This window comes from Limosilactobacillus caviae (genome assembly GCF_014635905.1).
In the GTDB taxonomy this organism is placed as follows: domain Bacteria; phylum Bacillota; class Bacilli; order Lactobacillales; family Lactobacillaceae; genus Limosilactobacillus; species Limosilactobacillus caviae.
This window is the reverse complement of the sequence record NZ_BMDS01000013.1, coordinates 1-13028: the sequence shown is the minus strand read 5'-3', so window position 1 is coordinate 13028 and position 13028 is coordinate 1. Positions and strand designations below refer to the sequence as shown.

General features: G+C 40.8%; 14 protein-coding genes. 3 read left to right on the top strand and 11 right to left on the bottom strand.

The genetic code is table 11. The annotated features are described in order from the left end of the window. Positions 1 to 11: 11 nt before the first annotated feature. The 6 genes from IEU90_RS10705 to IEU90_RS10680 all read right to left on the bottom strand — a co-directional run bounded on the left by IEU90_RS10705 (position 12) and on the right by IEU90_RS10680 (position 5258). Positions 12 to 938, bottom strand: a complete 927-nt coding sequence (locus IEU90_RS10705) for an NAD-dependent epimerase/dehydratase family protein (protein WP_153710933.1) — start codon at positions 936 to 938, stop codon at positions 12 to 14. A 17-nt stretch (positions 939 to 955) separates the two neighbouring features. Further along, positions 956 to 1714, bottom strand: a complete 759-nt coding sequence (locus tag IEU90_RS10700; protein WP_153710932.1) for a CpsD/CapB family tyrosine-protein kinase — start codon at positions 1712 to 1714, stop codon at positions 956 to 958. Between the two features lie 19 nt (positions 1715 to 1733). Continuing rightward, positions 1734 to 2609, bottom strand: a complete 876-nt coding sequence (locus tag IEU90_RS10695; RefSeq protein ID WP_188358125.1) for a YveK family protein — start codon at positions 2607 to 2609, stop codon at positions 1734 to 1736. A 19-nt stretch (positions 2610 to 2628) separates the two neighbouring features. Next, positions 2629 to 3630, bottom strand: a complete 1002-nt coding sequence (locus IEU90_RS10690) for an LCP family protein (protein WP_153710931.1) — start codon at positions 3628 to 3630, stop codon at positions 2629 to 2631. Positions 3631 to 4030: 400 nt separating this feature from the next. Then, on the bottom strand, positions 4031 to 4429 hold the full coding sequence (locus IEU90_RS10685; protein ID WP_153710930.1) for a winged helix-turn-helix transcriptional regulator: 399 nt from the start codon (positions 4427 to 4429) through the stop codon (positions 4031 to 4033). 109 nt (positions 4430 to 4538) lie between these two features. Further along, on the bottom strand, positions 4539 to 5258 hold the full coding sequence (locus IEU90_RS10680) for a hypothetical protein (protein ID WP_225431358.1): 720 nt from the start codon (positions 5256 to 5258) through the stop codon (positions 4539 to 4541). Between the two features lie 220 nt (positions 5259 to 5478). On the opposite strand from IEU90_RS10680, the gene IEU90_RS10675 reads away from it, so the two are divergent. Together IEU90_RS10675 and IEU90_RS10670 are read left to right on the top strand one after the other, a co-directional pair. After that, positions 5479 to 6054, top strand: a complete 576-nt coding sequence (locus tag IEU90_RS10675; RefSeq protein ID WP_188358124.1) for a sigma-70 RNA polymerase sigma factor region 4 domain-containing protein — start codon at positions 5479 to 5481, stop codon at positions 6052 to 6054. A gap of 9 nt (positions 6055 to 6063) precedes the next feature. Beyond that, entirely contained in the window at positions 6064 to 6300 is a 237-nt protein-coding gene (locus IEU90_RS10670) for a hypothetical protein (protein WP_153710928.1), read from the top strand. Positions 6301 to 6341: 41 nt separating this feature from the next. Here IEU90_RS10670 and IEU90_RS10665 read toward each other — a convergent pair whose 3' ends face one another. The 4 genes from IEU90_RS10665 to IEU90_RS10650 form a co-directional block, all read right to left on the bottom strand. Continuing rightward, the gene (locus tag IEU90_RS10665; protein ID WP_153710927.1) at positions 6342 to 6842 is read right to left on the bottom strand and encodes a hypothetical protein; all 501 of its coding nucleotides are present in this window, start codon (positions 6840 to 6842) and stop codon (positions 6342 to 6344) included. Between the two features lie 57 nt (positions 6843 to 6899). Then, positions 6900 to 8408: a glycerol kinase GlpK gene (gene glpK, locus IEU90_RS10660; RefSeq protein ID WP_153710926.1), complete on the bottom strand. Its 1509-nt coding sequence runs from the start codon at positions 8406 to 8408 to the stop codon at positions 6900 to 6902. Between the two features lie 136 nt (positions 8409 to 8544). Further along, positions 8545 to 8730, bottom strand: coding sequence for a 2-hydroxymuconate tautomerase (gene thmT, locus IEU90_RS10655; protein WP_003663508.1), 186 nt, complete (start codon positions 8728 to 8730; stop codon positions 8545 to 8547). Between the two features lie 82 nt (positions 8731 to 8812). After that, positions 8813 to 10642 carry a cation:proton antiporter domain-containing protein gene (locus tag IEU90_RS10650; protein ID WP_153710925.1) on the bottom strand — a complete coding sequence of 610 codons (1830 nt, stop codon included), beginning with the start codon at positions 10640 to 10642 and terminating at the stop codon, positions 8813 to 8815. Positions 10643 to 10781: 139 nt separating this feature from the next. Between IEU90_RS10650 and IEU90_RS10645 the strand changes: the two genes are divergently transcribed. After that, the gene (locus IEU90_RS10645) at positions 10782 to 12185 is read left to right on the top strand and encodes a C69 family dipeptidase (protein ID WP_153710924.1); all 1404 of its coding nucleotides are present in this window, start codon (positions 10782 to 10784) and stop codon (positions 12183 to 12185) included. A 77-nt stretch (positions 12186 to 12262) separates the two neighbouring features. Here the strand turns inward: IEU90_RS10645 and IEU90_RS11375 are convergent. Next, on the bottom strand, positions 12263 to 13028 hold a 766-nt coding region (locus IEU90_RS11375; protein ID WP_229723688.1), incomplete at its 5' end, for an LPXTG cell wall anchor domain-containing protein.

Here is a 13028-nt window from a genome sequence, read left to right as displayed (position 1 = left end):
AGCTCCCCCATTTACTTTTCATAGTACTTCCAATATTCACGCAGTCCATTCTCTAAAGTCCATTTTGGTGTAAAACCAATACTTTTTAGCTTACTGATATCAGCTTTTGATTTATCAATATCACCATTACGCCCTGATTCATATTTAATATTTAAGTTGATCCCAGAAATTTTTTCATAAGCATGAATAACATCAATTAGTGACGATTCGTCGCCATTTGCAATATTATATACCATTGGTTTATCAGTTGCCGTTGCTAATTTAATGAGTGCTGCAACAACATCACCAACATATACAAAATCACGAGTTTGCGAGCCATCTCCAAATAAGGTAAAGGTTTTGTTATTCTTCATACATTCGGTAATAATCGATAATACCCCAGAATATGGCGATTCTGGATTCTGTCGTGGCCCATAAACATTGAAGAACCGCACTGCTACTGTTGGTAAACCATAAAGCTTACCATAATCAATAGTGAATCTTTCCGCTGCATATTTATCAATCGCATATGGAGTTAATGGATCAACCTGCGATGATTCTAGCTTAGGAAACTCTGGAGAATTACCATAAACCGCCGCCGATGAAGTAAAAAGAAACTTTTTTAAAGGTAACTTTTGCGTCCGAATATAATCAAGCGTATCAAGCACTGATTCCTGATTGATTTTATGCGTTGCTAATGGTCGCTCAACTGAATCAGCTACACTAGCCACCGCTGCCAGGTAATAAATATAGTCAAACTTATTTTCTGACAAAAGCTGGTGCATGAACTCTCTATCACAAACATCATGTTGATAAAAAGTTACTTTAATTCCATCTAGATTTTTCTTCTTCCCCATTGAAAGGTCATCAACAATTGTAATTTCATTGTTATCAGCTAATGCATGAGCTAGATTGGACCCAATAAATCCAGCACCACCAGTAATTAATACCTTTGACATTACCTATTATGCTCCTTTTATTTTTCTGTATCTTCCCTGTAGCCATAACCATAGCCATAACCATAGCCATAACCGTATGCAGCATCACCATCAGCATTCACATCATTCATGACATAACCTAGTAAGTTAGCATGGGCAAGCTTTAGTAACTCAACCGTCCGTTTAACAGCTAATTTTTGTGTTTGGCCCTGTTTCACAACTAAAACTACTGCATCAAGGTACCGTGATAAAATCTGCGTATCAGTAACCTCCAACATCGGTGGTACATCAACAATTACCATATCGTAAATCGATTTAACAGTATCCAACAACGTCCGCATTCGTTGTGAGTTTAATAGCTCTGCTGGATTTGGTGGAATCGGACCTGATGTTAAAATATCAAGGTTATCAACCCCACTTGGTTGAATAATCTCTCGTAAATCAACAGAATTAGTGCCACTAGTTAAAATAGTCGTTAAGCCATGCTGGTTACTTTTATTGAATGTTGCGTGAAGTGTCGGACGACGTAAATCAGAATCAATCAATAACACTTTTTGACCAGTTTGTGCCCAAACAACTGCCACGTTATCAGTAACTGTTGACTTACCTTCAGAAACATTAGCTGATGTTAATGCTAACGTTTTAATTGGCTTATCAATTGCCATAAAATTAATATTTGTCCGAATTGTACGGAACTGTTCAGAAATCGGGCTCTTTGGATGAGCAACGGTAATCAACTTGGCCCCATTATCCATGGTGTCTGTTGATTGCTTTTGTGTGCGATGAAATAATGACATATCTATTTACTCTCCTCCTTTAAACCCGTCGACTACCAGAATCACTACGACGACTTTCTTGTTGGTTTACCTTAAAGTCACGACTCATATTAATGTGGTTTACTTGACCAAGATTAGTTAATCCTAAATCATTAGTTAAGTAGTCATCGCCATGAATACTTGTATCCATTAAATCACCAATTAAGATGTAAAGGAAACTAAGAATTAACCCTAATACCGCCCCTGCTAAAGCAAATAGCTTCTTATTTGGAAATGATGGTGCATCAGGAGTACTTGCCCGTGAAACGATTGTCACATTATTAACGCTCATAATTTTCTTGATTTGTCCCTTGAAGACATTGGCAACTGTATTAGCAACTGCCGCTGATTTTTCCGGACTATCAGTCTTGACTTGTAAGGAGAAGACTTGGGAATTTTGCTGAGTTGAAACGCTAATTGCTTTCTTTAATTCAGTAGTTGACATATCATAGCTCTTGCCACCACGTTCTACGACTGCTGGTTGAGCTTCCTTAATTAACCGCCGAGTACCATCAGCATTTCGCCGATATTCAGCTGGTTGAGCAGGCTTAATTACCTTTACCGGATTTTTTAATTCCTTACTAGCCTTACTTAAGATCACTTGGTTCGTAATGATATCCTTATAAGTATTAATCATTTGGATATCAGCTTGTTGATTGTTATAAGCCTGGCCATTAGCGTCATTAGTATGCTTCTGGTTAACCAAAATTTCAGTTGTTGCCGTATACTTTGGTACAACGACAAATTGAGCAACGACAAAGCCTAAAATCCCTGCCAAGAGGGTCCAGACAATCAACATCTTTACGTGCTTGCGACAGAGCATCATTAATCGATGCAAGTCAATCGTATTATTTAACGTTTGTTGTGAACTATTCACGACTTCTACTCCTCAATGTTTAATTTTTTAAGCTATTTTGCAATAAGTTAGTAATTCGCTGTTGTTCACTTGTTGGAACAACTTCAAAAGCTTGACCGCCTTCATTTTGACCTCGTCCTTGAGCATGATCTTGAACAATGTTTTCATTAGTATCACGATAGCTTTGTGCTAAGCGCATCATATCATCAAAAGTCAAGTCAGTTTGTGAACTATCAGATACTGACCGTAAGAATGACCGGTTAAGCACGGTCTTGTATGATATTGACTTCTTTAATAGCGCCATAATTACTAACCGTTGCCGTGACTGACGACCATAATCACCCTCAGGATCATCGTAACGCATTCGACTAAAGGCTAAGGCTTTCTTCCCATTCATATGGTATGTCTCGCCCTTTTCAAAACTGTAACCTTCGTAGTCAAAAGTTAATGGTGACTTCACATCAACACCGCCAACCTGGTTAATTGCTTTCTCAAGGCCGCCCATGTTAACCAAGACGTAGTAGTCAATTGGAATATCGAAGTGTTCTTGAATCGTATTAATACTTTCCTTAACTCCCCCATAGGTATAAGCAGCATTGATCTTGGCTGGCGAATATTGTGGGTAATCAGGCAAGTTAACTTTCATATCCCGTGGCAAACTAACGATAGTCGTCGTCTTTGTCTTTGGATTCAAAGTCATGATCATCATTGTATCCGTCCGACCCTTATAGTCCCGACCAAGTGCTCCGGTATCTGTTCCTAATAAGAGGATCGATACTGGCTTTTTTTGTTCAAGCACTTTTTGCGCATCCCGCGACTTGGTAGCACCAGCATTACTATACATATCATCTGTCGTTGACTTCAGATTATGCCATGCCATCCCCGCAAAGAAGAGGGCAACTAGTACCAGCGCTCCCACAATCGACCAAAAAATCTTCCAACCGCGGTGACGTCGATGATGACGGTGGTGGTGGTGGCGATGATGCTCATGTTGATGAATATCTTCATCGTTATTTAAGGGCTGATTATTTTCGTCTGACATAAATAAATTCTCCCATACCGTGGCTAACTTCATAACCTAAAAAAGTCCACTAGTGCAACAAGTTACATTACCGGAAACCTACACTAACAATGGTAAATAACAAGCTGCAGACTTTTCTATATCAATTGTCAGCCAATCAATTTTAATAATTACTTAATACATTATTAGGAATGAAGCCTCTTTAGTCAAGCTATAATTTCAAACTTTTTTCACAAATACACCAAAAGTATAAATTTCATTATCTTGTAAGCTGTTGAAAATACAGTGTTTGTAAGAATTTAAAATACAATTTAATAGTTGATTACCGGTTTGTTTCACTTTAATTACATTTTAGCTACTCCCTGTAACAAAAAAAGAGCTTGGACTTATCCAAGTTCTCTTTCTTAACATCCTTCAAGCACTACAAGTACTTATCAAGTTTTTTATTGTACTCGATCAATTCAGATATACTTGCATCGGCTTCTGGCTCGACAATCTGATCGGAAATCTGGTTAGCAGAGTCATCCATCTGTTGACGACCCCATACGCCCATCGTTACGACCATATTCCGTAAGTCAGTGCCGTTATCAGTCAATGTGTACTTATCATTTTCGTCCTTGTTTGAATTAACAATCCGTAAGTTCTGCAAGGAGGCTATCTCATCATTTAGTGCTACTAAGGTTAATTCTGGTAACAACCGATGCAACTCATCAATGGTGAATGGCCGAAAGCCTAACCAATAGATAATTCGCGGTTGCCACTTATCCTCTAAAACATCTAATGTGTAGTTTACTCCACACCGATCTTTTCTTTCAGTCATAAAAATTGCTCCATTCCATTGCTTAGCTAATTCTCTTCCCTTCACCTACTATTATAACAAGCTAATGGACTAATGTTTAATTATTGTGCATTTTTTAGCAATTTTTATTCTAAAAACGATTTATCACCCGCTTTAGCCGTTCAACAAACTCTAGTGCAATCATCTCCCCGTATGTTTCCTCATAGGCAATCTCAACAATGTGTAAGATCGTCGCCATTAATACTTTTTCACTGATCCGCCGATGCTCCTGAATCACGCAATAATCGCTGTCATATGTCCGTTCATGAATATCTTCTTGCTTTTTCTTTCCGTACTGGTGACGGCAATATTCGTAGATTTGTAATTGAATTTTTGCGACATCATCTGCTGCCCCGACTATCCGTCTAAATGTCCGGTAACTAGTATTAACCTGCACATGATAGGTTTCATTTTTGCCCCTTAACAGCATCTCAACTCTCTTATCATCTATTAACTCAGCTGCGTCATCTAAGAAATGAACCATGTAATAAACAACTTGATTATTTGATCGGCCACAAGTTGGTACCAAGCGATGGTGACCGGCAATATATCCTCTCGTACGACACCCGACTAAATCATAAAGAGCTCCCATTTCATGACTGTGAATCGAATTTTCCTCAGCGAACCGATCTAGTACTTCACTTAACCGCCGTTTTAAAACCGGTTTTTCACCTTCAGTTGTCAAAATAAAGGTGCGGTCCTGGTCATAAGCAGCAATCAACAGGATATTATCCCACCGTACCTGATAATTAGCCGGCTCCCCATCAATCGCTAACCGATGTAGTTCCATTAAGTCAATTTTCTTTCTCATCTTTACGAAACTCCTTATGTCAATTCTTAAAATAAACCAAATCGCTTGTAAAACGATTCACTTTTAACATGAATAATAAGATACTGACTTATTTCATTTCTGTCAACGTCTTTTCAGAGGACAATCAAGCGTTTTTATCGTTCGCTAAGATGTTCTATTTGCGATAAATTGATTGTACTCAAGAGCTCTTGAGAATATTTCTAAAGGATGTTCTCAAATAATGGATTATAAAAAAATTTCTGATGGCTTAACTTTCCTGATGACCGATAAGCGGATCACGATCGTTCACGGTGTCTTAAAAAGTTTAGGAATCTCTCCCCGTCGTGATGATTACGATGATTTCGTTCAGGACGCATCGATCATCTTTGCACAGGCATACGCAGACTTTCTTCGCGACTCTGACCACTCTGCTAACGAACGAGACCTGATGTGTTTTGCTTACCAACGGATGCGGTGGCGCCTACTCGACCGTCCCCGTCATCAGCAGCTGGAAGGAATCCTTTTTTCTTACTCGCTTGACAATTCGGAAGATGATCACGACTACGACGATGTTTTAGTAGATCAACTAGCAAGCCATCCCTTTACCCACTTGGAAAATAGCAGTTTTCTCGGCTACCTCTACCAGCACAGCAGTCTTAATCAACAACGTTACCTAGTCGCCAAACTTAACCATCACTTAAGCGACCGCCAAATTGCCCGTGAATACGGGGTTACCCGGGCCGCCGTTTCGTACTGGCGCCGTGGGGTAATCACCCGCGCACATCAGCTTCGTGCTAAAATGAAAGGAGAGTTTTGAGGTGAGAATTTGGAAAAACATGAAATTGACCGCCAAGCTAATTGGCTTCATATCAAGTATGACGGAGAAGATCGTGATGATGAGTGCGTTAATGAACTCAGTATTTACCAAAATAAAGACGATGCTGAACTCCAAATGCTTGTATCAAATGTCGACTTTAATAATATCAGTCATGATAATACTTTTGCTCTAACCAAGGATGATGCAAGGTTATTAGTAAAATACTTACAAGACTGGCTTAACTAAAAAAGCTGAGAAAAGTTTTCACTTTTCTCAGCTTTTTCTTTTTATGACACCTCTTTGTCAAAGGCATCCCCCATTAATTTCCAATAATCCATAATCATTGCAAAATCGATTGGCCCCTGCATTCCCAAGTTAAGCTGGGTAATCTTTTGTAATTCATTACTCAACAAAACGCGGAAGTCGGTTAGCTTAATAACATTATTGTGCGGATATGGTGGTACTAAGCTAATGACGTGATCCATCAAATCACTAATCAGGCCTGAATAGAAGTCGACTAGGTCAAGGCTAGTCATCGCTGCAGGTTCTAAAAGGTCTTCACGTTCCTTATCGAAAACTTCATACCACCGTGTCATTGAATTCCAATAAGCATTATAAAGCTTCTTACTCTGCGCATCAGCAAACTCCAACTGATAACGACTTAAAACTTTCCATTGTTCTAATAAATCAACATATAATGACTCATGAGGAAGCGCCACGTCTTCACGGGTTTCCTTAATAAATCGTGCCAAATCATCAGTCATTTGAACCGGCGTCTTCTTTTTCATTTCTCATTTTCCTTTTTATATTAGTTTATTGAATGGTGTTTGGTATCAAATTATATATTATTGTTTGTCTTTACCATAGAATTGCGCAGCTGCAATGGCTCGTTGCCACCCCTGGTATAGGTCAGCCGCGACTTTCTTATCCATTTGCGGATCAAATTCATCGCCAATTTTCGAGAGCTTGCGTAATTCATCTTGATCTTCCCAAAAATCAACCGCCAGTCCCGCCAAAAAGGCTGCCCCTAATGCGGTCGTCTCTTCCATCGCTGCTCGCTTGATTGGTGTTTGAAGAATATCAGCCTGGAACTGCATCATAAAATTGTTTCGTGACGCGCCACCGTTAACCGTTAGTGCTTGTAATGGTAACTGGGTATCCTTAACCATAGTATCAACCACGTCTTTAGTCTGGTAGGCGATTGCTTCAAGGGTTGCCCGAATGATGTTACCCCGGTCAGTTCCCCGCGTCAATCCAAACATAGCTCCCCGCACTTCTTGATCCCAGTATGGGGCACCGAGGCCAGTGAACGCAGGGACAACATAAACCCCGCCAGTCGTCTTCGCATTAACCGCCATCTGTTCAGATTCACTCGCCTTGTCAAACATTTTAAGCCCATCTCGTAACCATTGTACGGCTGAGCCAGCAACAAAGATACTTCCTTCAAGGGCGTAATGAATCTGCCCATTTAAGCCATAAGCAATCGTTGTTAAAAGACCATTATCAGATAATGTCGGCTTTAGTCCAGTGTTCATTACGATAAAGGCTCCGGTGCCATAAGTATTTTTAATGGATCCCTTATCATAAGCCGCTTGACCAAAAAGAGCCGCCTGTTGATCACCAGCAATTCCTGCAATCGGAATCTGAACCCCGTAGAAGTGATAATCGCCAGTATAACCATAGATCGCAGAACTTGGCTTAACTTCTGGAAGAATTGACCGCGGAATATCCAGTAAGTCTAAAATGTCCTGATCCCAATCAAGAGTATGGATATTAAAAAGCATCGTCCGACTAGCATTAGTAACATCAGTCGCATGGACACGGTGACCAGACAGATTCCAAAGCAGCCAGGTATCAATGGTTCCAAACATTAAGTCCCCATCAGCCGCTTTTTGCCGAGCACCAGGGACATGGTCAAGGATCCACTTAATCTTAGTTGCGGCAAAGTAAGAGTCAATAACCAGCCCCGTCTTTTTATGGACCATCTCTTTATAACCATCTTTAATCAATTGTTCAGCAATCGCGCTCGTTTGTTTTGATTGCCAAACAATCGCGTTATAGATCGGCTTGCCAGTATGACGATCCCAAATAACGGTAGTTTCCCGCTGGTTGGTAATCCCAATCGCCGCAATCTTATATGGCTTAATCTGGGATTTGATCATCACATTAGAAATCACCGACTGAACACTGTCCCAAATCTCTAACGGATCATGTTCTACCCACCCTGGCTTAGGAAAATACTGGGGAAATTCTTGCTGACTAATCGCCACTTTGGTTCCCTCGTGGTCAAAGACAATCGCCCGTGAGCTCGTCGTCCCCTGGTCAATCGCCATAATATATTGTTGTTCGCTCAATTATGTTCATCCTTTCGCTATTACTTGCGAGTAGTTTCTACCTATATTATGAAGAAACTTGATGGATTTAAATTACACAAAAAAGCCATCGTGAAAAGACGCTATCCGTTCTCCCCCGATGACTCTCTCTTGTTTGTTACTTGTCGCTGACCATCTTACCAGCTACACTATAGCGGTCCTTACGCATCTCATTCAACACGATATGCACCCGTTCGGCAGGAACATTGGCATCTTTTGAAATTGCTGCTGTAACATCCTTTACGAGAGCCTTTAACTGCTCATCGGTCCGGCCTTCAATTAAGTCGATATGAACTAATGGCATAATGCGTGCCTCCTTATAAATTCATTTAAAATCTTACCATAATAGCGCTTTTACGGCAATTAGATTAGATCAAATTATTAAATTAATTTGACTTTCGTAATTCTTCCCGAACTTCCTCAGCTGCCTCACGATTTCCGGTAAAGACAATGTGATCGCCAAATTCAATGACCGTATCGCCATGAGGATCAATCGGCTTGCGCTTACGGAAAATCCGACTAACCGTAATATGGTTGATGAATGGTAACGTATGAAGCTCACGACCAATATAGCGAGAATTAAGAACAGTTGCTTCATATAGTCCCGCTTCCGTATCAGTCAGCATCCGCAAGATTAATGGCGATTCAATCAACGCCCGTAAGACACTGCTCTGAACATTAAAACTATTAAAAATTTCAACTCCCTTATCACGCAAGGTATTAACGTCTTTAGGATCAAGACGAGGATTATTCTGGCTAGCAATCACCCGTTTAACCCCATGCTCTTTTGCAATTTGAGCAAGCCGTGCAGACTTATGATCGTTCAAAAATCCAACAACCATGATGTCACAATCAAAGTATCCGCCATGTTTTAGGGATTCCGCATCAAGCGTAGGCAAGTACTCAAGATGCTTAACTTCACTATTATAAGTCTTAAAGTTCTTTTCGTTATCCGTAACCATCCGCACATCATACCAGTTCTTATACAATTGCTGGGAGATTGGAACGGTTAAGGTGTTTGTACCAATAAAATTAACTTTCTGCTTAATTAAATCGGCTTTTTCCGGCTTAAAGACCGAATTAAAGACAACCGGTGCGATAATGCAGACAATAATTGCGGCCAACGTAAAAGCATCAGACTGGGCGGTTGTGATTGCATGAAGGTTCCGCGCAACTTGCAGGGTTGGCAAAACTAACGTAATTGTGGTGACAACTAGGAAGCTTCCCGCAAAAGAATTACGAGGTTTGAACCGCCGTCTGAAAATCAGCATCGTTGGCATCTTAGCTAAGATAAAGCCAATGACTAAAATTGGAATTAATGCTAGTGCTTGGTGGTTAGCAAATAGGTTTTTTAAGTCAAGCCGGTCTCCCGTCATAATGAAGAAAAATGGAATTAAGAAACCATAACCAATTGAGTTTAGCCGGTCTTCGGTTGCCTCACTTGGCTCAAGAAGTTTCATTACCATCCCAGCTAAAAAGGCTCCAAGAATGTTTTCCGCACCAACCGTTTCCGCAATCGTCACCAATGTAAAGATCAGGAAAAAGGCTAAGCGGATATCGAGCTGGGTCGTGGACTTAGAAATTTTATTGAACCAGATGAATGGCTGCTTAAACCGCCGAAGAAGAAAGATTGCAGCGAGAAAAAGAAGAACGATTAGCCATAGCCGCCCTGCATTTCCCCCGTTAATCGACGCATAAAAGGTCAAGGCAAGCATCGGGGTAACTTCCCCAAGGACAGCAGTTAGTAGCAATGTCTGTCCAACCGGTTTTTGTAAAATATCCTTTTCCTTTAATGTTGCAATAACCACCCCTAAGGCAATCGTTGAGAAAAGAATCGTTGCTAATAAAATATCATTAAATAAGTGCAACTGACTAATGATAACCGCAAGGACAAATGAAGTGACCACAACTAGGCCGAATGCTTGGGAAGCCATTACTACTGGCGAGTCCTTCGCCTGCTTTTTCCCTGGTGTCTTACGGAAAAGGTCAAAATTGATCTCCATTCCAGATAGGAACATCAGCATAATCACCCCTAGTGACGATAGGAGGTTCAGCGTCCAGCTAGGATTAACAACATTTAAACAACTTTTACCGAGAATAATACCGGTAAGGATTTCGGCAACGGCAGTCGGAATCGAGGAAACTCTAAACCGTGCCATAATAATAGGAATAATTAACGCCGCTAACATTACAATTAGCATCGATAATTGTTGCATATTATCCTCTCCCTTCCTATTTTATACAGCAATATATTATATACTTCTAAACAACAAATTAAAATGTTCCGCCAAAATCGACTTGCAACTCGGTTCGCGGTACAATTAATGTATTATACAAAAGGAGAATTTATTATCTATGGGGAATAAATTAACTGCATGTACAAGTATTTTGATTGGTAAGGAGGCCAGCATTGACGGCACCATTATGATTGGGCGGAATGAGGATGCTAAGGCAGCATGGCCTAAACATATGGTCGTCCACCAACATGGCGAGATGCCAAGCCACTTCATCTCTAAGGATACCCGTTTAGAGCTTGACTTGCCAGAAGAAAGCGCTCGTTATACTGCAACACCGGAATGGACGGACAAAGACGGGCTATTTGAAGAAGACGGAATTAACGAATATGACGTCGCGATGAGTGCAACGGAAAGCGCCTATTCTAACTCATTAGTTCTCGGCTATGACCCGTTAGTAGAAAACGGCTTGAATGAAGAAGCAATGATTACGGTTGTCCTGCCATATGTTAAGACAGCACGTGAAGGGGTTCAGCGGCTCGGTAATTTAATTGCAAAATATGGCACTGGCGAGACGAATGGGGTTTTATTCGCCGACAATGACGAAGCGTGGTACTTTGAAACCGGTGCGGGTCACTACTGGGTTGCACAACGGATTCCCGATGATTGTTACGCGGTGGTTGCTAACCAACTGGCAATTCAAGAAATTGACTTTAATGACTCAGACAATTTCATGTTTCACCCTGGCATTCAAGAATTTGTTGAAAAGCATCAGCTAAACCCCGACCCAACAACTTTTAATTTCCGCAAAATTTTTGGGACAGCCGACCGCTCAGATGCAATTTATTCGGAACCACGGGTATGGACTGGTCACCAAATGTTCAGTCCCCTTCAAGCAACTGATGAGACACCTGAATCGACCGAGTTGCCATTTATCATGAAGCCAGATCATAAGCTGTCAATTTTCGACGCGCAAAACTACCTCAGTAACCATTATGAGGGAACAGAATTTGATCCGCTTGGTCACGGTAAGAATGCCCACAAGTATCGGCCAATTAGTTTAGCAAAGACGCAAGAATCGCACATTCTGCAAATGAATCGGCCAGGAGCTAACATTCACTGGCTAGCAATGGGCGTGGCTGCCGAAAGTACCTATGTGCCATTCTTTAACGGGATCACCGATACTCCTGCTCCTTATAAACGCGGAAAACTTCCTGCACAACTCAATTCTGCCTACTGGATTTTTAAACATGCGAGTGTATTAGTTGATAGTCATCTTCACGACTTCCTACCATTACTACGCGATGTCCAAAAAGAACGAAATACCGCTGCCATTAAAATGATTGCGGAAACCGACCACCGACTTCCTAGTCTAAAAGGTGACGCTCGTGCTGCTTTCTTAACACGGCAAAGTGATGATTACGCGACTGATACTTTGAATGCGTATAAGAAATTGAGCCTTGAGCTAATCACAAAGATGACTGATTACTGTCAATTGAACTTTAAGACGGATGAAAACTTATAATTTCATTTAAAGAAGCAGCCCTTAAGCTGGAATTTCCAACTTAGGGGCTGCTTTTTTGTTTGGCTCAAATAGATAGATTATTTATCTTCGCTATTCTTTTTCTTCTTACCAATTAACAAGAGTAAGACTGCTTCTAGGGACATTAGACCAAGTAATTCAGCCGTTGTTTGACTAGTATTACCGGTTTGTGGAAGCTTCTTATTCTGTGAGCTTGGCTTTTGACTACCCGCATTGTTATCAACCGAGTTAGTACCAGTTAAGTTAACCGTCATGTGGTTGTCAGCAACAGAAACATTAGTATTTTCCAAACCACTCGTATTTGTACTATTTGTGATACTCAAACTCAGTGAAGTTGAACCATTAGCCGAGTTTGAAGCAGATCCACTGTTATCAGGTAGTGGCGTTACTGGTGCTTGACTGCCACTAGTAGAAGCTGAAGTGCTGCTATTTGCAGAAGCACTTGCACTAGTTGAAAGGCTCGTACTCAATGAGTTAGAAATTGAAGAACTTTCACTCAACGATGTCGATGCCGAAGTACTTACTGAAACTGAATCGCTCATACTAATTGACATTGACTCCGAATCACTAGCCGATGTAGATGGATTATCCGGTTGTGGCTTAATTGGTGAACCACTAGTCGATGTTGATCCACTGGTTGAGGCAGATTCGCTTAGCGAGGTTGAGTTGCTGAGACTTTCACTTGTTGACACTGAATTGCTTAAGCTCTCACTCAGCGATGTTGAATTACTTAAGCTTTCACTCTGCGATACCGAGTTACTTAAGCTTTCACTCTGCGATACCGAGTTACTTAAGCTTTCACTCGTTGATACCGAGTTACTTAAG

Bases quoted from the DNA above. Each gene is read 5' to 3' on its own strand.
- IEU90_RS10675 (WP_188358124.1), top strand. From the start codon at position 5,479: ATGGATTATAAAAAAATTTCTGATGGCTTAACTTTCCTGATGACCGAT.
- thmT (WP_003663508.1), bottom strand. From the start codon at position 8,730: ATGCCATTAGTTCATATCGACTTAATTGAAGGCCGGACCGATGAGCAG.
- IEU90_RS10650 (WP_153710925.1), bottom strand. From the start codon at position 10,642: ATGCAACAATTATCGATGCTAATTGTAATGTTAGCGGCGTTAATTATT.
- IEU90_RS10680 (WP_225431358.1), bottom strand. From the start codon at position 5,258: ATGAGAAAGAAAATTGACTTAATGGAACTACATCGGTTAGCGATTGAT.
- IEU90_RS10705 (WP_153710933.1), bottom strand. From the start codon at position 938: ATGTCAAAGGTATTAATTACTGGTGGTGCTGGATTTATTGGGTCCAAT.
- IEU90_RS10685 (WP_153710930.1), bottom strand. From the start codon at position 4,429: ATGACTGAAAGAAAAGATCGGTGTGGAGTAAACTACACATTAGATGTT.
- IEU90_RS10665 (WP_153710927.1), bottom strand. From the start codon at position 6,842: ATGAAAAAGAAGACGCCGGTTCAAATGACTGATGATTTGGCACGATTT.
- IEU90_RS10700 (WP_153710932.1), bottom strand. From the start codon at position 1,714: ATGTCATTATTTCATCGCACACAAAAGCAATCAACAGACACCATGGAT.
- IEU90_RS10645 (WP_153710924.1), top strand. From the start codon at position 10,782: ATGGGGAATAAATTAACTGCATGTACAAGTATTTTGATTGGTAAGGAG.
- IEU90_RS10690 (WP_153710931.1), bottom strand. From the start codon at position 3,630: ATGTCAGACGAAAATAATCAGCCCTTAAATAACGATGAAGATATTCAT.